This window comes from Priestia sp. JV24, from assembly GCF_025910025.1.
GTDB classification, from domain to species: domain Bacteria; phylum Bacillota; class Bacilli; order Bacillales; family Bacillaceae_H; genus Priestia; species Priestia megaterium.
In genome coordinates this window covers 281,337-300,291 of sequence record NZ_JAPCIN010000020.1, presented here as the reverse complement: position 1 = coordinate 300,291, position 18,955 = coordinate 281,337, and the positions used below count along the sequence as shown (strand labels likewise).

The 18,955-nt window shown below is 36.9% G+C and carries 22 protein-coding genes; 13 read left to right on the top strand and 9 right to left on the bottom strand.

Annotated features, from left to right (window positions below; genetic code table 11):
- The first annotated feature begins 265 nt into the window (after positions 1 to 265).
- Positions 266 to 682: a hypothetical protein gene (locus OK414_RS16590; protein WP_016764756.1), complete on the top strand. Its 417-nt coding sequence runs from the start codon at positions 266 to 268 to the stop codon at positions 680 to 682.
- A 279-nt stretch (positions 683 to 961) separates the two neighbouring features.
- Here OK414_RS16590 and OK414_RS16585 read toward each other — a convergent pair whose 3' ends face one another.
- Positions 962 to 1,231: a GlsB/YeaQ/YmgE family stress response membrane protein gene (locus OK414_RS16585; protein WP_013083843.1), complete on the bottom strand. Its 270-nt coding sequence runs from the start codon at positions 1,229 to 1,231 to the stop codon at positions 962 to 964.
- Between the two features lie 350 nt (positions 1,232 to 1,581).
- Here OK414_RS16585 and OK414_RS16580 point away from each other — a divergent pair, with 350 nt between their 5' ends.
- Positions 1,582 to 2,397 carry an STAS domain-containing protein gene (locus tag OK414_RS16580; RefSeq protein ID WP_025751151.1) on the top strand — a complete coding sequence of 272 codons (816 nt, stop codon included), beginning with the start codon at positions 1,582 to 1,584 and terminating at the stop codon, positions 2,395 to 2,397.
- 43 nt (positions 2,398 to 2,440) lie between these two features.
- On the opposite strand, the gene OK414_RS16575 is transcribed toward OK414_RS16580, so the two are convergent.
- Positions 2,441 to 2,626 carry an aspartyl-phosphate phosphatase Spo0E family protein gene (locus OK414_RS16575; protein ID WP_013057763.1) on the bottom strand — a complete coding sequence of 62 codons (186 nt, stop codon included), beginning with the start codon at positions 2,624 to 2,626 and terminating at the stop codon, positions 2,441 to 2,443.
- Between the two features lie 158 nt (positions 2,627 to 2,784).
- On the bottom strand, positions 2,785 to 3,048 hold the full coding sequence (locus tag OK414_RS16570) for a GlsB/YeaQ/YmgE family stress response membrane protein (RefSeq protein WP_013083841.1): 264 nt from the start codon (positions 3,046 to 3,048) through the stop codon (positions 2,785 to 2,787).
- 197 nt (positions 3,049 to 3,245) lie between these two features.
- On the opposite strand from OK414_RS16570, the gene OK414_RS16565 reads away from it, so the two are divergent.
- The 3 genes from OK414_RS16565 to OK414_RS16555 all read left to right on the top strand — a co-directional run bounded on the left by OK414_RS16565 (position 3,246) and on the right by OK414_RS16555 (position 5,244).
- Complete coding sequence (locus OK414_RS16565; protein WP_095379303.1) at positions 3,246 to 4,010, top strand: GNAT family N-acetyltransferase; 765 nt, start codon at positions 3,246 to 3,248, stop codon at positions 4,008 to 4,010.
- Positions 4,011 to 4,152: 142 nt separating this feature from the next.
- Positions 4,153 to 4,629, top strand: coding sequence for a hypothetical protein (locus tag OK414_RS16560; RefSeq protein ID WP_014459392.1), 477 nt, complete (start codon positions 4,153 to 4,155; stop codon positions 4,627 to 4,629).
- A 138-nt stretch (positions 4,630 to 4,767) separates the two neighbouring features.
- Positions 4,768 to 5,244, top strand: coding sequence for a hypothetical protein (locus tag OK414_RS16555; RefSeq protein WP_034650742.1), 477 nt, complete (start codon positions 4,768 to 4,770; stop codon positions 5,242 to 5,244).
- 36 nt (positions 5,245 to 5,280) lie between these two features.
- On the opposite strand, the gene OK414_RS16550 is transcribed toward OK414_RS16555, so the two are convergent.
- A complete protein-coding gene (locus tag OK414_RS16550; RefSeq protein WP_095379305.1) occupies positions 5,281 to 6,114 on the bottom strand; it encodes an STAS domain-containing protein in 834 nt (277 codons plus the stop codon).
- 246 nt (positions 6,115 to 6,360) lie between these two features.
- Positions 6,361 to 7,143 carry a PAS domain-containing protein gene (locus OK414_RS16545; RefSeq protein WP_263045221.1) on the bottom strand — a complete coding sequence of 261 codons (783 nt, stop codon included), beginning with the start codon at positions 7,141 to 7,143 and terminating at the stop codon, positions 6,361 to 6,363.
- 152 nt (positions 7,144 to 7,295) lie between these two features.
- Between OK414_RS16545 and OK414_RS16540 the strand changes: the two genes are divergently transcribed.
- The 3 genes from OK414_RS16540 (at position 7,296) to OK414_RS16530 (ending at position 9,390) form a co-directional block, all read left to right on the top strand.
- Positions 7,296 to 7,559, top strand: coding sequence for a hypothetical protein (locus OK414_RS16540; protein ID WP_074894949.1), 264 nt, complete (start codon positions 7,296 to 7,298; stop codon positions 7,557 to 7,559).
- 354 nt (positions 7,560 to 7,913) lie between these two features.
- Positions 7,914 to 8,579, top strand: a complete 666-nt coding sequence (locus tag OK414_RS16535; RefSeq protein WP_034650750.1) for a B12-binding domain-containing protein — start codon at positions 7,914 to 7,916, stop codon at positions 8,577 to 8,579.
- Entirely contained in the window at positions 8,566 to 9,390 is an 825-nt protein-coding gene (locus tag OK414_RS16530; RefSeq protein ID WP_034650753.1) for a hypothetical protein, read from the top strand. Before OK414_RS16535 ends, OK414_RS16530 begins: the two co-directional genes overlap by 14 nt.
- A gap of 85 nt (positions 9,391 to 9,475) precedes the next feature.
- Here OK414_RS16530 and OK414_RS16525 read toward each other — a convergent pair whose 3' ends face one another.
- Positions 9,476 to 10,909, bottom strand: a complete 1,434-nt coding sequence (locus OK414_RS16525; protein ID WP_263045220.1) for a PLP-dependent aminotransferase family protein — start codon at positions 10,907 to 10,909, stop codon at positions 9,476 to 9,478.
- A gap of 144 nt (positions 10,910 to 11,053) precedes the next feature.
- On the opposite strand from OK414_RS16525, the gene OK414_RS16520 reads away from it, so the two are divergent.
- The gene (locus OK414_RS16520) at positions 11,054 to 11,971 is read left to right on the top strand and encodes a DMT family transporter (RefSeq protein WP_263045219.1); all 918 of its coding nucleotides are present in this window, start codon (positions 11,054 to 11,056) and stop codon (positions 11,969 to 11,971) included.
- A 112-nt stretch (positions 11,972 to 12,083) separates the two neighbouring features.
- On the opposite strand, the gene OK414_RS16515 is transcribed toward OK414_RS16520, so the two are convergent.
- Positions 12,084 to 12,998 (bottom strand): LysR family transcriptional regulator, encoded by a 915-nt coding sequence (locus tag OK414_RS16515; RefSeq protein WP_013083830.1) that lies wholly within the window; start codon positions 12,996 to 12,998, stop codon positions 12,084 to 12,086.
- 410 nt (positions 12,999 to 13,408) lie between these two features.
- Here OK414_RS16515 and OK414_RS16510 point away from each other — a divergent pair, with 410 nt between their 5' ends.
- Positions 13,409 to 14,512, top strand: coding sequence for a citrate synthase/methylcitrate synthase (locus OK414_RS16510; protein ID WP_016764746.1), 1,104 nt, complete (start codon positions 13,409 to 13,411; stop codon positions 14,510 to 14,512).
- Between the two features lie 55 nt (positions 14,513 to 14,567).
- Here the strand turns inward: OK414_RS16510 and OK414_RS16505 are convergent, their stop codons facing one another.
- Positions 14,568 to 15,032: a DUF4306 domain-containing protein gene (locus OK414_RS16505; protein WP_223260182.1), complete on the bottom strand. Its 465-nt coding sequence runs from the start codon at positions 15,030 to 15,032 to the stop codon at positions 14,568 to 14,570.
- Positions 15,033 to 15,219: 187 nt separating this feature from the next.
- On the opposite strand from OK414_RS16505, the gene OK414_RS16500 reads away from it, so the two are divergent.
- On the top strand, positions 15,220 to 16,104 hold the full coding sequence (locus OK414_RS16500) for a diacylglycerol/lipid kinase family protein (RefSeq protein WP_025751162.1): 885 nt from the start codon (positions 15,220 to 15,222) through the stop codon (positions 16,102 to 16,104).
- A gap of 28 nt (positions 16,105 to 16,132) precedes the next feature.
- On the opposite strand, the gene OK414_RS16495 is transcribed toward OK414_RS16500, so the two are convergent.
- Positions 16,133 to 16,696 carry a YitT family protein gene (locus OK414_RS16495; protein WP_095379309.1) on the bottom strand — a complete coding sequence of 188 codons (564 nt, stop codon included), beginning with the start codon at positions 16,694 to 16,696 and terminating at the stop codon, positions 16,133 to 16,135.
- Positions 16,697 to 17,056: 360 nt separating this feature from the next.
- Here OK414_RS16495 and OK414_RS16490 point away from each other — a divergent pair, with 360 nt between their 5' ends.
- Both OK414_RS16490 and OK414_RS16485 read left to right on the top strand, forming a co-directional pair.
- Positions 17,057 to 18,226 carry an MFS transporter gene (locus tag OK414_RS16490; protein WP_047932501.1) on the top strand — a complete coding sequence of 390 codons (1,170 nt, stop codon included), beginning with the start codon at positions 17,057 to 17,059 and terminating at the stop codon, positions 18,224 to 18,226.
- 185 nt (positions 18,227 to 18,411) lie between these two features.
- Positions 18,412 to 18,858: a GNAT family N-acetyltransferase gene (locus OK414_RS16485; RefSeq protein WP_176584168.1), complete on the top strand. Its 447-nt coding sequence runs from the start codon at positions 18,412 to 18,414 to the stop codon at positions 18,856 to 18,858.
- Positions 18,859 to 18,955 lie beyond the last annotated feature (97 nt).

Here is an 18,955-nt window from a genome sequence, read left to right as displayed (position 1 = left end):
CGTTTTTTTATAAAGACATTTGCTGAATGACTGAGCGCATTCAACATACAAAAGTAAACGCTGCTATTCGCGCTGTTCATGTCATAGAAGATGTCGAATCGTAACGAAAAACTGGATCCTTTCGGGGATTCAGTTTTTTTGAGCAAATGAAGCAGGGATTTAGATGAAGAAAGGAGAATGCAAAAAGAGATTTAAAAACGAGCAACTGGTAGCATCATTCAGCAAGAACATCTCATTTCAATTACACAAAGAAAGGTAGATGTAAATGAAAAAAGTATGGTCTGGATTAGTTGTTCTCATTGCTATTTGTTGGGTGATAACAGGATGTCAGCAAAGCAGTGCTTCAAGCGGTACTGTTGAACAAAAGCTCGTAATCGAAAAATACATAGCCGATAATCAATATGGCCATGCGGTTAAAATGAAAGACCAAAATCAAGTGCAGAAAGTGCAGCAGTGGTTAAAAGATGTATCATGGAGAGAAGAAAAAGCTGAAATGATTCGAAAACCTAACTACATTCTTCACTTTGAACCGGTGGAAACAAAAAAGGATATAAAGGTACAATCTTATCGCATGTGGGTCAACTTAGAAAACGAAACCGTTGAATTAGCTACAGATACACACTACGCACAGTTAAAGGGCAAACAAGCACGATCATTTATTGAATTAGTAGAGCCGAAATAGAAAGCAGCTATACAATAATGTCCAATGAAAGCTAAAACTTCACTTGTTCATATCGAAGCTATCTTCACCGATATGCTTGATGATCTTGAAGGTCCAGAGCTGCTCATTACTAACGCGCTTGATATGAGGGTGTAGAAGTATTAAATGTGAGAGGTGACAAGCCGCAATTATTAAATGTAGCAATAAAGAATTACACTTACAGGTAGGTTATTGTTAAAATATTTTACTACAAGAAGTAAGGAAAAAAGAGAAATCAAGACGCTGATTTCTCTTTTTCATTCAGGCATGTCGATGATTGTTATTTCCGCGCATTTTGCGTAAAACAAAACTCACAATTAAGACTAAAATAACAGCACCAATAATAGCAGGAACAATTGCGAATCCGCCGATCTCTGGACCGAAATCTCCAAAAATTAGAGAGCCTAACCATGCTCCAATGAAACCAGCGATGATGTTTCCGATAATTCCACCTGGAACATCTCGTCCCGTTAACACACCAGCAAGCCAGCCGATAAGTCCTCCAACAATAAGCGTCCAAATAAATGACATATACCTAACCTCCTTTTTATAGGGAATTCCTTTTCATTCTTTCCTAAAACACATCCTGTCATGCGACATGCTTGCTGCAAACCCTTTTACATTTTTTCATCTATTTATCATATATGCTAAGATAGCCCAACATTAAACTGAAGAGTTATGTATGAGAATTCACTGTGAAAGTAACGATAAAAGGAAGGAGAGAAGTTCAGCTTATGTACGTTTTAGATTCAATTTAGCTCATTCTATTCGCAAAAAGGGACATCCGGTTCATTTTTTAAAGCTTTTTCCCTTAGTTTTACTTTTTTTAACGGTATTTGTGATATCATTTTAATTAAACAAATTCTTAACGGGAGAACAATATGGAGTCATTATTATTAGATAAAAAGCTTAAACACATTACGAATTTAATTCTAGAAAAAAAAGAAGAGTTCTCAAAACAAAAAAAATATGAAGAAAAAGATATTCAACAACAGTTAGAACCGTGGCGCGTTCATTTAATTCAAATATATGCTGATTCTGTCTCAACAAATGATACAAAAAACTTTGAAGTGCTTGAGGAGTGGGGAAGAGAAGTAGCGAATTTACTCGTTGTCCTTCAGCTTCCGTTGGATGTAGCATTAGAAGAAATCAGCTATTACCGAAATCTTATCGGGGAAATTATTAAAGAAGAAGCAAAAGCTGAAACGTTTACGTTTGATGCCTTCTATCAAGTTATTTCTCGTTTCAACGTAGTAGTAGATAAGGCCGTACACTGGGTTAGTAAATCATATATGACCGACTTTGCAAACAAAATCCAATCGGCTCGCTATGCAATTGATGAACTTTCAATTCCTGTGGTACGCATTACGAAAGAAATTGGCGTGATTCCTCTTGTTGGCGATTTAGATACAAATCGCGCTCAAATTCTAATGGAAAATGCGCTTCAACACGGCAGCGACTACAAGCTAAATTGGTTGATTATTGATTTATACGCGGTCCCAATTATTGATACGATGGTAGCGGACCAAATTTTTAAAGTAATCGGTGCTTTAAGATTATTAGGAATTCAAGTGGTTTTAAGCGGGATTCGGGCTGAAATTGCTCAGACGATGGTGAACTTAGGGTTAGATTTGGCTGACATTACGACTTTCAGTAGCCTTCACCAAGCAGTGGAACACGTTAATCAAGCGGACTAATACAACACAAAAGCCCATGAGTATGTAACCATATCATGGGCTTTTATTGGTAGAAGAAAATTTGAAGCTTATTTAATAAAGCATCTAATGATTGACTAACTTGAAGTGTGTTAGGACTTGTCATTCCTTCACGGACAGCCGTTTGAATCATTAACGTTCGTGTCTGTTCGATTTCTTCTATTAGTATTTGGTACATGGATTTGTCTTTTGAGTGGGTTGAAAGCAGCATGTTAATTCCTCTTTTTTCTATAGTGATTATGGTTAAATTAACATTAATAGGTTTATTTTTCAATATTATGAAATTAAAAATAGTAAATTTTAAGAATTTTTCATATAAAAAAAGAACCTCTTTTTTAACAGAGGTTCTTTTTCTAATATAATAATTTATTAGGCATGTTTATGACTGCCACGCATTTTTCTCATAATGAAACTTACGATTAACACTAAGATGATTGATCCAATAATAGCAGGAATAATAGCAAATCCACCTACAACCGGTCCGAAGCTTCCAAAGATAGCTGAACCTAACCAAGAACCGATAAAACCGGCAATAATGTTACCAATAATACCTCCCGGAACGTCTCTTCCCGTAATTAATCCGGCAAGCCACCCAATAATACCACCTACAATAAGTGCCCATAAAAATGACATAAATATCATCCTCCTTTTTAATGATGTATTGCTTATATAGGTTAATACCCCACTTAAAAGAAAACTATTCATGGAATAGCAAAAAAATAAAAAAAACTTGTAAAAGGATTTAAGAACTGCGATAGGGTCATAGAAAATAGACTAACTAGTATATAATAGAAAAAGGAACATAGTTTAGAAGAGAAAGGAGACATGAAGTGAAAATAAAAAATCAAAGCGAGGTAGTAGAACAGCACTTGATTCAGCATTGGATGTATTTTCAGCATACGAAGAAATCTGTGAAGGTGGATACATCAGAAATTAAATGGATTTCTGCATCTCCTTACAATCGGGGCATATATGCAGGAACCCGTCATATTGAGCCTGTGTTGGGGATATGCCCTCCGCAAGGGGAGGAACCTCTATGGATTGTTGGTCCATCTTCATATGATAACCTTGGTCCAGTTCTTCATAAAAATGGATTTGTTCCTTATGAAAAATGGATCGGAATGATTCAGCACATTCAAGAAAAAGAATACATACATACAGGAGTAGAAGGGTTTCAATGTAAGCGAGTGCGCACAGAAGCTGAACTGAAAGAATGGATCACGGTATATATAGACGGCTATCAAAAACCAAAAGAATATCAAGCTGAATTTTTTGAAAGGTTTAGGGAGCTTATGCAGCACGCTGACCAATATCAGTTATATCTGGGCCTTTATCACAACCGGCCAGCTGTAGCTGGGTCTCTCTTTTTTTATGACGGTACAGCGGGTTTGTATTGTATCACTACAGCTAGACATATGAGAAGAAGAGGCCTGGCCACCGCATATTTGAAGGAAGTTATTACTGAAGCAAAAAAACAGGCGGATACGTGTATTTTGCATGCTACAAGTGCAGGAAAGCCAACTTATGAAAAAATTGGTTTTACAGCGGTTAACGAATTTGATGTATATAGATGGAGAAATAGAGATGGAACATAATGTGCTGCGGTTTGTGAGAAAAGAGACAAATTTCGACAAATTTTTAAAAAAGTGTAGCTTCCACTTCGTTTTTGGTGTATCCTAGGAAAAAGCAGCAGCATGAGCTAGTGTTGTACATAGAACACAGATAAAAGGAGTCATTATGAAACATTTTTTTAAAACGAGCACGTTTTGGATAGGTTTGGTTGTCGGAATCGCGCTCACATTTGGGGGATATTTTACTGTTACTAGTATTTATGATTATTATTTAGGACGAGAACAGCTGAAAGTATTGACTGCCTCTCAGAAAAACCTTCAAACTGCTTTTAAAGAGTATAATCAGCTTATGGCCGAAAAAAAAACCAAAAAGCAATTTATCAATGAACTCGATGATATTTCAAATACTATAAACTATGAATATAATGAATTAGCTTCCCTTGATCCTACGATGAAAACGATGTATAAGCATACGGGCGTCATCGATGATATGGAACTGATGATTGATAATATCGATAGCATCTATGAATTAACGATGAATGATCACAAAGACGCAACAAAACCACTTCAAACCTATGTATCTGATTTAATGGAATATGTAGAAAAAGATATGAAAAAAGAAATAAGCATGCTAAGTAAATAGAACAGAACAGCTGTCTAAACAAATAGGCAGCTGTTTTTTTGTTGATTATAAAAGGAATCTTTTGGTTGCAGGCGAAAGAGTATATTATGTACCCACTCGGTTACGTGCACCACGTTTACAAAAAAGGGAGGACATAGTATGAAAAAAGTGGTGATTATCCTATTTAGTTTGTTTTCATTAGCCGCATGTCAGATTCCTACAGCTGAAACGCTTGAAGATTCTTATCCACCCGCTATAAAAATAATAGCCGAAGGCAAAGAAGCCATCATCAAGCCCTTATTCTTTTGCTGGACCGAATGTGAAGCTGATTTTGGCGAACGAAAAAATTTTAGACAAATTGTTATGAAAGATAGTATTCCCGTCTCTGAAGGTGGTCAAGTGTCCATTAAAATAGATGGTAAAAAACCTAATGCCCTTTATTACAAACAAATTCGTAATCAGTCTATTTATGAAAACATAGTAGAAAAAAAGGACATAAAAAAAACATCTGCTATTACAGTAGATTCTGCCTCTCGCAGTGATCGGTATATACTCGTAGCAGATTGGAAAGATAGCAAAGGAAAAAAGCTAATCGGGCGTGTCTATTACACTCCAGTAAAATTTGAAACACCATAGATATGGCTCTCTATGCTGTAATAGAGAGCCATATGCTTAACCAATAGAATTAAGTGCTTGTGCAAGAGAAGAAGTAGTTTTAACATGTTCAAATGAAAGCCCTAAGCGAATGGCAGTTTGAGAAATTTCCGGTCGAATTCCAGATAAAATTGTTTGCACACCAATTAAACGAAGAGCTTTTACCAAATTAAAAATCTCTTGTGCCATCATCGTATCAATTGTAGCTACACCGAGCAGGTCAATACATAAATGTTCAACGTCTTTTTTCGAGCATTGCTGAAGCGTGTTTTCTAAAATAAACTGACTTTTGACCGTTCCAATATCCCCCACAAGAGGCAGAAGTGCAACTTTATTTTGAAGCATGATCACAGGAGAACTTAATTCATTAATTAACTCTTTCTGAGCGTTCAGCTGTTCTTGCGTATTTTTATGATATTCTTGAATAAAGATATAAATAGATAGATCAAAAGCTTTAACAATAATGTCATACCACATAAATATCTTATCTGCGCTTACTTCATTCGAATGCAAAGAGATAAACTTCTTTAAGTAATTGACGGCAATTTTTTGTGAATTAAAATATTCTCGAATAATAAAGTGAAGAGGCGTACTTAAATGCTTTGGATCACGCGCTAGTTCTATCGACCACTGCTGAAAATCTGAAAAAAAATACTCCTCATCCTTTATAAACAAGTCAAATAAATGCTGAAAATAATCTTGATTTTGCTGCTTCAGTTCTTTCACAATTGCTGGATTTTTACTCGAATAGACAGAGAACTCATTTTCATCGTCGAGCTGATTGTACCAGTCTTCAGTTAATTGAAGAGAATGTTCTTTGAAAAAATGATATAAGTCCTGATTTTTATGCATGAAGACTCTCCTTATATATGTATAGTCTAATTGATTTATAAATAAAGGCATAAAAGCATAAAAGCATCCCCTGATCTAGAGTGAGGATGCTTATGAATAAATCCATTATGAAGCGCATTTATTTTCCTATACGCCTTGTTTTCCCTAACTGTATACTCTCAAACCCAATTTATTAAAAAATAAACATTTATTAACTACCATATTCATGCATTTTACCTATTTTTCATAAAGAAACACTTCTTGTGCTTATAGCTTTAGCTTGGGTAAGGCATCTTTAATGCTTTGATAGACTAAAATAAAGGACATATCATCTTCCATAGTGCTCATATGTATGGCCATGTCAGGAGAAATTCCTGTTAAAACAAGCTGAGTTCCCATGAGCTTCAGCCAATTGTAAATATTAAGAATATCACGGCCGAATGAATCATTAAATCGCGCTAACCCTGAGACGTCTAGGATTAAATAACGATTTTTGCTGCTTGTGTTACACGAGGTGAAGCTATTAAATAGCATTTCTATACGCCGTTCGTTTAACGTTCCGATTAATGGAAGAACAGAGATTCCTTCCTCTATTGGCACGATAGGGGTGGATAGCCTTTCAACTTCTTCTAAAGCTTGCTGTAGCTGTTCCTGGGCTGTAATCTCTATTGTTACATCTTTTTGAACACCAATAAAGTAGTATTTATCTTCTTCTTCTATATACGTCGGGTCAATCGTTAGCTGATTATGAAAGAAAGAGCCGTCTTTTCGATAATTAACGAGCGTAACAGAAACTGATTGATTGCGGCTAATAGCGCTGCGAATTTCATCAATGTGGTGCAGGTTTGTAAGAGGCCCTTGTAGAAAACGGCAATTTTCTCCTAATACTTCTTCTTCCTCATAGCCGGTCATAAGAGAAAACCCTTGATTGAGGTAAATAATTGGGTTATCAGGCAAAGAAGGGTCTGTCACGATAATGCCAGATTGTGAGCTATGAAGGGCTTTATTTAAAATGGACCATTTTGAATCTTGAGCTTCAGGTGTAGTCAATTCATTCCCTCATTCCTTGGAATTTTTATAAAAATATTGTGACATAAACACATTAAAAAAACAATTTTCGACGCGTTCGCTCCTAGAGAAAGAATGGAGATAAGGAAAAATATGTTATAATAGTTTCAGGGGCAAAGGGAGTGTGAACAAACGTGATAACTATCAATTTATTTAATGTTAGTTTCTTTGTGATGGCGCTAGTAGGCTTTATTCTCATTTTTTGTTTGCGTCTAAAGTTTAACCGGCCACTGTCATTATTTAAATGGTCTTTTTTGTTCGGAACGGTGCTGCTGTCGCTAAGCTTGTACTTGTTTATAGCGACCAGCCAATATATTCATTTGATATGCAATACAATCGGCTCAGTTATGGCAGCGCTCTATCTTATCAGTATTATGGTCGGAGCAGAAGAGTCATAAATACATATGTTTGAAAGTCTATTGAAAGTGGAAAAAAGGAAAGATGCATAAAAGAAAAAGAGACGCACTTACATTCTTTTAGCCGACGAAATGATAACAACTTGAAAAACACCTCGGTACAAAATGCCGAGGGGTTTTTCATAAATAAAAGGGAAAGGAGAATATTTAGAGAAATACTAGTCATATTTTACTGAGTGTAGTAAAATAAAAAGTTATTATTCTATTTTTATGTTGTTGCTATTGGCAACATGTGTTAGTCTAAAAATGGTATACATTTTAGGCGATCTTGAAAAAGAGAGACGAGAAGCTTTTATTCAAGTTTCTTAAAAGCTTTACGTTTACTGAGGTGAAACAATGAAATCTCAAGTACAAAAATTTGTAGGCTATTTATTAGCTGGTGATCAAGACAGCGCTTGGGAAATTGTGCTGGAAGAAATCCAACAGGGAAAGAACAGCCTAGATATTTATGAAAATTTAATTACAACCGCAATGCGAGTAACTGGAGATATGTGGGAAGAAAATATCATTTCTGTAGCTGATGAGCATGTTGCAACTACGACATGTGATTATGTGCTAACTCGCTATCGCTTTTATAAAAAAATTCAGGGACACGCTTCAGACACCGCTCCAAGGGCACTGCTCCTATGCTTGGAACAAGAACAGCACTTCATTGGTTTAAAGATGGTGGCTTTATTGTTTGAGGAACATGGTTGGAATACTCGCTTTTTAGGGGCCAATCTCCCTCTGGAATACGCTGAGAAAATGGCTATAGAATGGAAGCCGCACATGGTAGGATTATCTGTCAGCATCCCTTATCATATTGAGAGGCTTGCTGAGTATACCAAAACTTTGGACAAATTAGAACCAAGACCAACGGTAATGGTAGGAGGGCGTTTAGTTTCTCAAATTGATTTCCGTTCTTACTGTTCTGAGCATACACGCCTAATTCCGGATCTTTACCAACTAAATAACTGGTTACTCAGTTATCACAAAGGAGTGGAAGTTAATGTCGATGCTTGAATATGTTCCAATTCCTTACTTTTTAGTGGATACTGAATTTAATATTTTGGAATGGTCGCAACAATCAGGTCATTTATTTAAGCCTTCAGCTAATTTTTTAGATCTTGTAGACGTATTTAGTCAAGAAAAGGCGAGAAAGTTTTTAAGCTTGCGCCAAACAGATTCTCGAGAATTGTCTGTAGACGAACCCCATGATGAGCAAACGCTTGTCCAAAGCCGAGGCCAGGCTATTCAGAAAGTAGAGCTCGTGATGCAAACCAATGATTCGCCTTATTCACTGTTTGAATGCTTAATTCAATGGGATAGCGATATAGGTCATTTAGTTTGTATTCGCCAAGATGAACGTATACAAGAGCTAACGAGTCTTGTTCAAGACCATCGGAAACGATTAGCAGATACAGATTTTGAACTGCTTGAACAAAAAGAACGTCTTGAAAAATCATTACAGAAAATCAAGCAATTGTCCGCTTCTTTTATTAAATTATCCTCTAAAGTAGGACTTATACCTCTTTTTGGAGACTTAGATACAGATCTTGTAGCTGAAAATACGTCCATTTTGCAAAACTTTGCACATGAAGGAAATTACACCACGCTTCTATTTGACTTTGGAGGACTAGATATATTAACGACCGAAGGAATCCAAGCTTTTGCAGGCTTTATGCAGTCCTTTTATCTCATGGGTATCACATGCTATATTATTGGCATGAAGCCGCACCATACGGCTGCTTTGAAAAATAGAACGTTTGGTGACCAAATTATTTATATGAATAACCTGAGTGAAATTATTGCTGTGAATAAAAATGTGAGTTAAAAGAGTGGAGGAGAAGAAAGTTATTCTTCTCCTCTTTCTGTATACACTTCTCTTCTTATAATTAAACATCTATTAAAGAATCTTTTTATATTTCAGCTGAAAGAATGGTGTTAAGACGTTGAAGTCCTGTGTTCAAATCAGTATCACTAAGGAGGGAATAGCTTATTCGAATGTAAGCATGAAGCGGTTTGTGAACAAAACAAGCTTCACCAGGTAAAAAGCAGATATTGTGCTCCTGGGCTTTTTTTAATAACCCAAATGTGTTTACTTTTTGAGGCAGTTTTAACCATAAGTTGAATCCTCCTTTAGGAACTTGGAATTGAACGGATTCGGAAAGAGACGAAAGCAGATCGCTTGCATGATCTCTTCTCAGTTGCAAAGCGGTCCTCAGTTTTTCCATGTGATGTTTCATTCGCTCAGTGCGCAAAAAAGCTAGCACGGCTTTTTGAGTTAATAAGGGACTACCAATATCCATCAGTGCTTTAACCGCATATAGCCAATCAAATACAGAACCTTGTGCATAAAGTAATCCTATTCGAAGTCCTGGAGCCAACGTTTTACTAAACCCCTTCAAGAACAAAACATGCCCATTTTTATCAAACGTTTTGATCGGTGGAGGCACCGATATATCATCGAAATAAATCTCTCCAAACGAATCATCTTCAACAATAAAAAAGTGATACAATTCGGCCAAATCAACTAGTTCTTTGCGACGCTGTCTGCTCATTAGTATACCTGTAGGGTTTTGAAAAGAAGGGTTCACGTACAAAAGCGAAGGTTTTATTTTTTGGCAGACTTCTTCTACTAAATCAGATTGTATTCCTTCTTCATCTAGTTCAATTGAAATGACGTTAACACCTTTATTGGTGAAGACATCAATTGCAGCTCCGTAGCATGGACTCTCTACTATAACCGTATCCCCTGGCTTTAAAAGCGTTTGAGCAATTAAATCAATACCTTGCTGAGCGCCACTTGTAATCATAATTTCATGAGGCTCAGCTTTTATTCCTTGCTCTCTCTGTAAATAAGAAGAAAGCTCCATGCGAAGCTCCCGATCTCCTTGAATTGGACCATATGTGGCTAAAACAAGCTCATTGGTACGTAACAGACTTTGCATTTCTTGCGCTAAAAACTGATTAGGAAGGAGACGAGGGAAAAGAATAGCCTGAGAGAAATCATAATATTTACGATCACGATTTAAGCTGTACTGAGAGCGGGTGATATTTACGTTTAATTCATCTTGCCATGAAAAATTATTTAATACCTTGGAAGAACCATTAGTAACCCCTTTAACAAAAGCTCCTTTTCCTGACTGTATTACGATTAATCCTGATTTTTGTAAGAGCTGATACGCTTTTCGTACCGTTAATAAGCTTATTTCTAACTCTTGTGATAGCTTGCGTAAAGAAGGGAGCTGATCACCAGGTTTTATCATGCTCGTTTGGATGCGATAACGAATCTGCTCATAGATTTGCTGATAAATGGGGGTAGAAGATTTTTTATGTACATTAAATTTCATTGTGTCACCTAACTATTCTTTTTCTTTAGTTAACCTCAAAATAAGCATGGGCGCAACTGAAAAAATAGCAACTGTTATAGTCAAGGTTTTACTGTTATACTTCCTTTCTTTTATACTCGTGGCATATTTAAAGGAGGAAGATATATGATTATTATTAATTACGTACTTATCTGTTTTATTTTCGGCACGACATTTTTAACTATTAAATTAGGAATTGAAGCAGGAATGCCTCCACTTTTCTCAGCTGGAACTCGGTTTCTTTTAGCAGGAATCTTAGTAATCTCGTACTTTGCATATAAAAAAGACGTTCGACGCTCGTTATTATTTTCAAAAAAAGTGATGATGGTAGGGTTTTGTTTGACCTTTATGACATTTTCAACGCTCTATTGGGCAGAACAACATGTGACATCGGGTCTTGCAGCTGTTTTATCTGCTACTGGCCCCATGATGATATTGCTTATTCAAGTGATGCAAAGAAAAATGGAATTAAAAAAAGAGCAGTTATTCGCTTTGCTTCTGGCTTTTACCGGTGTTATTTGCATTTCACTTCCAAATGTGACAGCCACTATGTCTTATTCGTGGACGTTAGGGTGTATCATTATCATAATAGGAGAGGTATTTTACGGTATAGGCAGCAATTATTCGAAAGCTTTGTTAAATGAACTAAAAGAAGTGTCACCATTTTTAATTAACGGTATTCAAATGTTTTATGGGGGAATATTTCTGCTGGTGCTATCTTTATGTACAGAGCAAATCCATGTTTCAACTATTATGCCTCGGAACGCAGTATGGTCTATTGTATATTTAATTTTTGTTGGTTCAATTGCTGGACACGGCTTATATTATTGGCTCATCGCCCAAACAAATCCCATTTTTCCATCTACTTGGTTGTATGTATCTCCTTTAATCGCGGTGTTAATCGGCTATGTAGTCTTAAATGAAGCTATCACGCCTTCTATTATTGGCGGAGGCCTTCTTATTTTAATAGGAGTGTTTATGGCCAATCGTGAAGCTTTGGGAGTACATTTTAAAAAAAGTGTGCTATTCAAAAAGCATCTGTAAAACAAGTCGCCATTTGCTGACTTGTTTTTAGTTGATCGCAAGACAAAAAAATTGAAGAAAGATATAAAAGATGACTAAGAGCCTCTTCCTAATGAAAGAAGAGGCTTTTTTGTTAAGAGTTTGCTGACATCGTATGAGACGGTAAAATGATATCTTGGTCTACTAGGAAGGATAAAAGCTCCCGTGTAGCATATGACATATAGCGATCTTTTTTCAAAATGATGCCAAGCTCCCACATTGGAGTAGGTGCGGCAATTGGAATACTTTTAATAAAAGGGTTATTGATCTTTGGAAACACGGACTTTGGTAAAATTGCAATACCTAATTCAGAAGCGACTAGTTCAATAATCAAATCCCATTGCGAACTTTCATATGCTATTTTCGGATGAAAACCCGCTTGAATGCACTCGTGAATAATGCGATCATGAAGAGAGAAATCTTTGCTGAACAGGACAAACGGTTCTTCTCTAAGCTCGCTCAAAGCAACGATTGATTTAGCTGCCAGCGGATGCTCATGATGAATGTATAAATTAAACTCTTCTTCAATAAACGGATAGACGTGAAAAAGAGGATTTTGAATAGGCAACACGATAATGCCAAGGTCTACTTGTTCGTTTTCTACAAGTTCGACAATTCGCTTTGCGCCAAGCTCCACAAGCTCTAATTTCACCTGAGGATGTTTTGATGTAAAGTTTTTTGCAATCATCGGGAAAACAACAGTCCCTACTAAAGGAGGAATTCCTACTTTAATATCTCCTGTAGGGAGATTTCGTAAATCATCTAACAGAGCATGCAGCTCGTGAAGAGTGGATACCAGCTTTTGGCTTTGCCCATACACAATCTGTCCTGCATCGGTTAACGTCAGCTTTCGAGTAGAGCGATCAAAAAGATCTACGCCGAGTTCTTCTTCTAGTTTTTTTACAATTTTACTTAATGCTGGCTGAGACAAGTGAATTGCAGCTGCTGCTTTCGTGAAACTTTTTTGATTAACTACTTCCATGAAATGTTGCAGTTCTCGAATATCCATAAATTCTCCTCACTAGTATTCTTAGTTTTCATACTATTTATTCTATTTATCTATTTTACTTATGATTCAAATAAATGTAAACTCTTACATAAGGAAATGAATAGTGATTCATCCAAAAAATAGCACATCAAATTCCTCTAAATACGTTAGAAACCCGCATATTTGTAAGCGTTAACAAAAAAGTACCCTCGAAAAAAATCCTAGAAAAATATTTTTTTCTCCCGTAAAACAAAGCCGCGAGCGCAGAAATAACACGTGTTGAAATGTTCATTTTGTATACTGTTCTGACAATTAAGAAAGAGGAATAAAATGGTATAGTGCACCACTAAGGTGAGTCTATTCATTCTGCAAACGAGCCGTACATAGAAAAAAGGGCCGGTTTGTTAAAAATAATTGGGGGAGTGGTTGAGATGACATACGTTAAAGGATTAGAAGGAATCGTTGCAGCTGAAACAAAAGTAGGGCATGTTGATGGAGAGAAAGGTCAGCTGATTTATCGCGGATATTGGGCAAAAGATTTGGCGATCAATTATTCTTTTGAAGAAGTTTCTTATTTAATTTGGAACGGCACGCTGCCAAATCATGATGAGTTAAAAGCATTTAAACAAAAAATGGTGACTCATCGTACGCTTCCGGCTAATATTGTTGCATTAATGGACTGTTTGCCAAAAGATACAGAAGTGATGAGCGCGCTTCGCACATGTATCTCAGCTTTAGGAGACCCTTCATACAGCTGGCCTCCGACAAAGGAGCAGGCACTTGCGATTACAGCGGTCACACCTACCATTATTGCCTATTGGTATCGTAAAATGAATGATTTAGAAGTAGTAGAGCCTAACGAGCATTTGGATCATGTAGCAAACTATTTATACATGATTAACGGAGAAATTCCAGATCAAAGTTTGGTTACTGCGCTGAACGCATATTTTGTTTTGACAATTGAGCATGGGATGAACGCCTCGACCTTCTCATCACGCGTTATTTCATCTACCGAATCTGACATGGTTTCAGCTATTTGCGGAGCAATTGGCGCGATGAAAGGTCCGCTTCACGGAGGAGCTCCTTCTGGTGTTATTACCATGTTTGATGAAATTGGAAGTGAAGAGAATATTGAGCCTTGGGTTCGTAAAAAATTAGATAATAAAGAGAAAATCATGGGATTTGGTCATCGCGTTTATCGTACACATGATCCAAGAGCAGAAGCATTAAAAGAAGTATCGAAACAAATCTCAGGAGATAACGGGCTATTTGATTTAATTGTTAAAATTGAAGATAAAACCATTGAATTACTCAATGAATACAAGCCGGGTAGAGGCATTTATACTAATGTAGAATATTTCGCTGCAGCGGTTATGAAAGCGGTTGAGCTTCCGTCTGAACTATTCACCCCAACCTTCACAGCAAGCCGTGTAGTTGGCTGGACAGCTCATGTCGTAGAGCAGTCAGAAAACAATCGTATTTACCGACCTCAGTCTGCGTATATAGGTTATACGCCAGTTGAACAAAATCAATAAACACAACTGATTTCACATAAAAAACGTCGGTAGATCCGACGTTTTTTTCATATGGTTAAATATATTCTTTTTGAGAATAAAATCGCTTTAATAAATAGAATAATCCGACTGCTAAGCATAAACTTGCTGCAGCTAAGCTAGAGGTAATCATGGCGTGCTCACCTTCGGTAGGGGTATGTGAAAGTTTATAGCTGCTGTAGCATAAGAGAGCTGTGATACATAAACAGCAGGAGCTAATCAATCCATACCGCTTTTTGAAGCCAATAATAGATAGTAATACAATCAAATAAATTCCACTCACCATCATCATAATTGGAAACTGAGGGTGGAATTTAATTGTATATAACAAATAATCGATGTGAGAATAGTGATGAACCGCCGAGGACTTTGTTAGCCCTCCGGTCAAACTGGCTGATAAAGGTCCTTCAAGCATCGAAGAGCCGTTATACCAAGTAGCGACTGAGGAAAGTAAAAAAACAAAACAACTTGCAAATAGTTGCGTCATGCATTTTATTGACACGTATAGAAAGCTCCTCTCAATAACCATCTTTTGTTAATACAAGTCCGAAAATTATTATAGCAGGTTTTGAAAGTAAAAAAAGTCCTATTGGAATGGTTTCATAAAACGTTCATATTTGAAAAGGTTTGTTTTTTAAAAAGAAAGGGAAAAAAGTGAAACGGAAGATATGAATAGAGGAGAGAGAAAGATGAAGGCAGCAGTGATTTTGAATCCAAACGCAGGAAACAAAAAATTAGTAAATGAAATTGACTTTATATGTGATCGGTTAAACACTGCATTTGAGACGGTTACTTTATATAAAACAGAGCAACCTGGAGATGGTGCCGATCTGGTAAGGAAATTGGAAGGCAAAGCGGATGTCATTATTGGAGCAGGAGGAGACGGGACAATTTATGAGCTCATCAACGCTCTTGCTCCGTTGCAGCAACGTCCTGTATTTGCTATTTTACCTGGTGGAACGTGCAACGACTTTTCGCGTGCAATTGGAATGAATCAAAATCCTTTAAAAGCGGTGGAGCAAATTATAGAAAAGCAGACGGAGGCAGTGGATGTTGGAAAACATGGCGAAGATTATTTTTTAAACTTTTGGGGAATCGGCCTCGTAGCTGATGTATCTGAAAATATTTTGGAAGAAAATAAAGAGAAATTTGGTAAGCTCTCTTACTACATGAGCGTAGGCAGAACTTTAAATCAAGCAGAGCCTTTTCAATTAAAAATGACGAGCGAAAAAGCTTCCTATGAAGGAGAAGCTGTTATGGTGTTAATTGGAAACGGCCCTTTTTTAGGAGGAACTCGCGCTATGCTAGGAAACAGCTCATTTCAAGACGGATTATTAGATGTATTCGTTATTAAAGAAATGGGAATCGAGCCGGTTATGGCATGGTTACAAACAAGCCCTGATGAGGAACAGCTTAACCCTGAAAGCAACCTTATGCATTTTCGTGCAAAAGAAGTTCATATTGAAACCACTCCTGAAAAAACGGTAGATTGTGATGGGGAAAAAGAAACGACGACACCTTCAACGATTACGGTTCTCCACAATCACATCAATATGATAGTCGGAAACAGATAAAAAAACGCTGAAAGTTCCAGCGTTTTTTTTATGAAGACAGCCATCGCGGAGAAGTAAAAAGCATAATCATTATGCTGCTCATCGTAATAACAAGCATGGAGTAGCAAAAAGCAGTAAATCCGATAATATGTAAGCCCACTATCATAATCGTACTGTCTAAGATAAAAATGGTTATTCCTATATTGATTTTCCATTTTTTCGATACAATAATGGCAATTAAATCAAGCCCATCCGAGCTGATGCCGTAGCGAAGCATCAGTCCTATTCCCATCCCTACGAGTGCGCCTCCAAGCAATGAGCTAAAGAGCAAAGGAAGCTCTAGCGTGCCTTCGAGAATAGACAGCCATTCTGTCATAAAAAAAGAAACAAATAAACCTATACTTCCGTAAAAAAAGCTTTGACGATGACGAAAAAAAGCATATAAATAGACAGGTACATTCAAAAAGAAAATGGACAGTCCGATAGGAGTTCCAAACACATAGTATACGATAAGCCCAAACCCTATAAGTCCACCGTCTAGTAAGTGATACGGAGCAATAAATCCGTTTAGCCCTAGTCCAATTAATAAGCTGCCACAGCAAATCGAAACCACTCTCGAAAAAATATTCCTCACCCTATACGTTAAATTTTAATAGGAGTACTCGTCCCTCTATGTATATGGCAAGCTTAGGTTATTTAGAAGTGAAGAAGAAGAAAAAGAAAATTATGTAAAAAGTATTGATTCTATAACTCTGATATTCTATAGTTAATCTAACTTCGTTTTCACGACAATTTCTTGATTTTTTACGATACTGTTTAACTGTTTGTATTTTTTACTATATAAAAAAGTTTCGTTCTGCAAAAAGTATACGATTGTAATAAGTCGATAAAAGCACGACGCTATATAAAAGGGGTTGATTACGTGTAGGATTCTCTTTCTTTTCAGTCATACTAAAAAGAAAGAGGGATTGTCGTGAAAAATCGTTCCGTACTTTTTTTATGGTTTGGCCAAAGTCAAGCCAATTTAGCAGATGTATTATATATTGTTGCGTTAATCAGCATTCTTTATGCTCAAAATAGTTCTCCTGTGCTGCTTTCATGCATTCCATTTACCATTACGACTGCTAAGTTTTTGAGCAGTTTTATTGTGCCTTTTCTTATAGATCGCTACAGGGCTAAGCGTATTCTTGTTGTGTCTCAACTGTTAAAAACCAGTGTTTTATCTATGTTTTTCTTGTGGCATATGTCGCTTATCAGCATGCTGTGCTGCGTGGCGCTTATTGCTTTTTTCGATGGGTGGGCAGCTCCGGTTCAAAGCTCTATGCTTCCTCATTTAGTAGATAAAGAGAAGCTGTTGAAATGGAACAGTATGTTTAATGTCACTGATCAAATGATTCAAATTGCAGCCTATCCGCTTGGAAGCTTTCTGATCATTAGCTGGGATGCTACTGGCCTTTTATGGCTATCATTTTCGTTATTCAGTTTGTCAATCGTATTTATGCAGGCTATTCGCATTAACGCTCATTCTTCTAAAACGAAGCAAAAACAAGGGTTAAAAGAGGGATGGAAGCTAATTTGGCATTATCCGCGCCTGCGGGTTTTATTAGTCATGGAGGTTTTAGAAGGGATGGCTGCCGGCGTTTGGGCATCAGCAATTGTCTACGTGTTTGTGAAAGAGATATTAAATAAAAATGAAGCTTGGTGGGGATATATCAACAGCAGTTTTTTTGTTGGAACGGTTCTTGGAGGTTTCGTTTTGTTGAAGATTTCAGTTGAACAAGAGAAAAGCCTTTATCATATCGTAACACTAGGCAGTCTTTTATCAGGTTTCTTTACATTATTGTTCGGAGTGATGCCTGCTCCTTTTCTTTCACTTTTACTTAGTTTTGCTATTGGCATTGCCCTTCAAATAAGCGCTACATGTTCTTACACGCTTACACAAACGGCCGTTCCTTTAGAAAAGCTTTCTAAGGTACTTTCCGCTACGCTTAGCGTTTCATATGTGACGTTTGGGCTTTCGGTGCTGCTGCTTGGAGCTGTTGCTTCGCTAAATGTAACGGCGGCGTTTCTAACAGCAGGAGGACTGATTGTAATCAGCGGCTGTGTAGGTTTATTCTTGCGAAATTATGCGCTTGCTAACTAAAAAAGGTTGCTATTTGCAACCTTTTTTTAAAACATCGTATTTTCTCTCATCAACCATAAGCCGTATAAGGTTGTTTGCTTTAAATACCCCTTGTGTAAAAGTAGGGAGCTTTTCACGAAAACGAAAGGAAAAAGAGTATGGCTATCGAATTATGTTAAGAGCGTTGAGCTAAAAGGAGTGATTAAATGGTTGTCATTCGACAGGCGGTTGAAACTGATCGAGAGCGACTGGCTACGTTAATGCAAGAATATATAGTAAAATTCTGTGAGCAGCCTGCCCCTTCCCGGAAAGCTTTAACTTTACATATTAAGCGCTTATTGAATAGTCCTTCCTATGGTATCCAGTTTGTTGCTGAATTGGAAGGGAAACTAGTAGGTTTTGCGACGGTGTACCTATCGTGGAGCACCTATTATTTTAAAGAAACAGCCATCTTAAAAGACTTGTACGTATCTCCTTTAAACAGAGGAAATAAAATTGGTGAACGTTTGTTTAAGATCTGCCTGGCCTATTCTCAAAAGTATGAGTTTGCAGGGATGACCGCTGAGTGCAGCAGTGAAAATAAAGTGGCTCAAAACCTTTATCAAAAAATGAACGGTAAAGAAAATGCAGGGGTTCAATACCGTTTTTTTTAAGAGAAGTGCAGCTTTTACTTTTAAGACTTCTACTAAATGGCAAAAATATGTTATAGTATGAAAAGTGAAATTGATGAAAATGTCGGTGGGCTATATG

What these genes read in the sequence shown, in the direction of transcription:
- OK414_RS16575 (WP_013057763.1), bottom strand. Translation starts at nt 2,626, where the DNA reads ATGCTGCTTTCAACCCACTCAAAAGACAAATCCATGTACCAAATACTA.
- OK414_RS16520 (WP_263045219.1), top strand. Translation starts at nt 11,054, where the DNA reads ATGATTATTATTAATTACGTACTTATCTGTTTTATTTTCGGCACGACA.
- OK414_RS16570 (WP_013083841.1), bottom strand. Translation starts at nt 3,048, where the DNA reads ATGTCATTTTTATGGGCACTTATTGTAGGTGGTATTATTGGGTGGCTT.
- OK414_RS16585 (WP_013083843.1), bottom strand. Translation starts at nt 1,231, where the DNA reads ATGTCATTTATTTGGACGCTTATTGTTGGAGGACTTATCGGCTGGCTT.
- OK414_RS16560 (WP_014459392.1), top strand. Translation starts at nt 4,153, where the DNA reads ATGAAACATTTTTTTAAAACGAGCACGTTTTGGATAGGTTTGGTTGTC.
- OK414_RS16525 (WP_263045220.1), bottom strand. Translation starts at nt 10,909, where the DNA reads ATGAAATTTAATGTACATAAAAAATCTTCTACCCCCATTTATCAGCAA.
- OK414_RS16555 (WP_034650742.1), top strand. Translation starts at nt 4,768, where the DNA reads ATGAAAAAAGTGGTGATTATCCTATTTAGTTTGTTTTCATTAGCCGCA.
- OK414_RS16485 (WP_176584168.1), top strand. Translation starts at nt 18,412, where the DNA reads ATGGTTGTCATTCGACAGGCGGTTGAAACTGATCGAGAGCGACTGGCT.
- OK414_RS16500 (WP_025751162.1), top strand. Translation starts at nt 15,220, where the DNA reads ATGAAGGCAGCAGTGATTTTGAATCCAAACGCAGGAAACAAAAAATTA.
- OK414_RS16515 (WP_013083830.1), bottom strand. Translation starts at nt 12,998, where the DNA reads ATGGATATTCGAGAACTGCAACATTTCATGGAAGTAGTTAATCAAAAA.
- OK414_RS16530 (WP_034650753.1), top strand. Translation starts at nt 8,566, where the DNA reads ATGTCGATGCTTGAATATGTTCCAATTCCTTACTTTTTAGTGGATACT.
- OK414_RS16510 (WP_016764746.1), top strand. Translation starts at nt 13,409, where the DNA reads ATGACATACGTTAAAGGATTAGAAGGAATCGTTGCAGCTGAAACAAAA.
- OK414_RS16535 (WP_034650750.1), top strand. Translation starts at nt 7,914, where the DNA reads ATGAAATCTCAAGTACAAAAATTTGTAGGCTATTTATTAGCTGGTGAT.
- OK414_RS16550 (WP_095379305.1), bottom strand. Translation starts at nt 6,114, where the DNA reads ATGCATAAAAATCAGGACTTATATCATTTTTTCAAAGAACATTCTCTT.
- OK414_RS16580 (WP_025751151.1), top strand. Translation starts at nt 1,582, where the DNA reads ATGGAGTCATTATTATTAGATAAAAAGCTTAAACACATTACGAATTTA.
- OK414_RS16590 (WP_016764756.1), top strand. Translation starts at nt 266, where the DNA reads ATGAAAAAAGTATGGTCTGGATTAGTTGTTCTCATTGCTATTTGTTGG.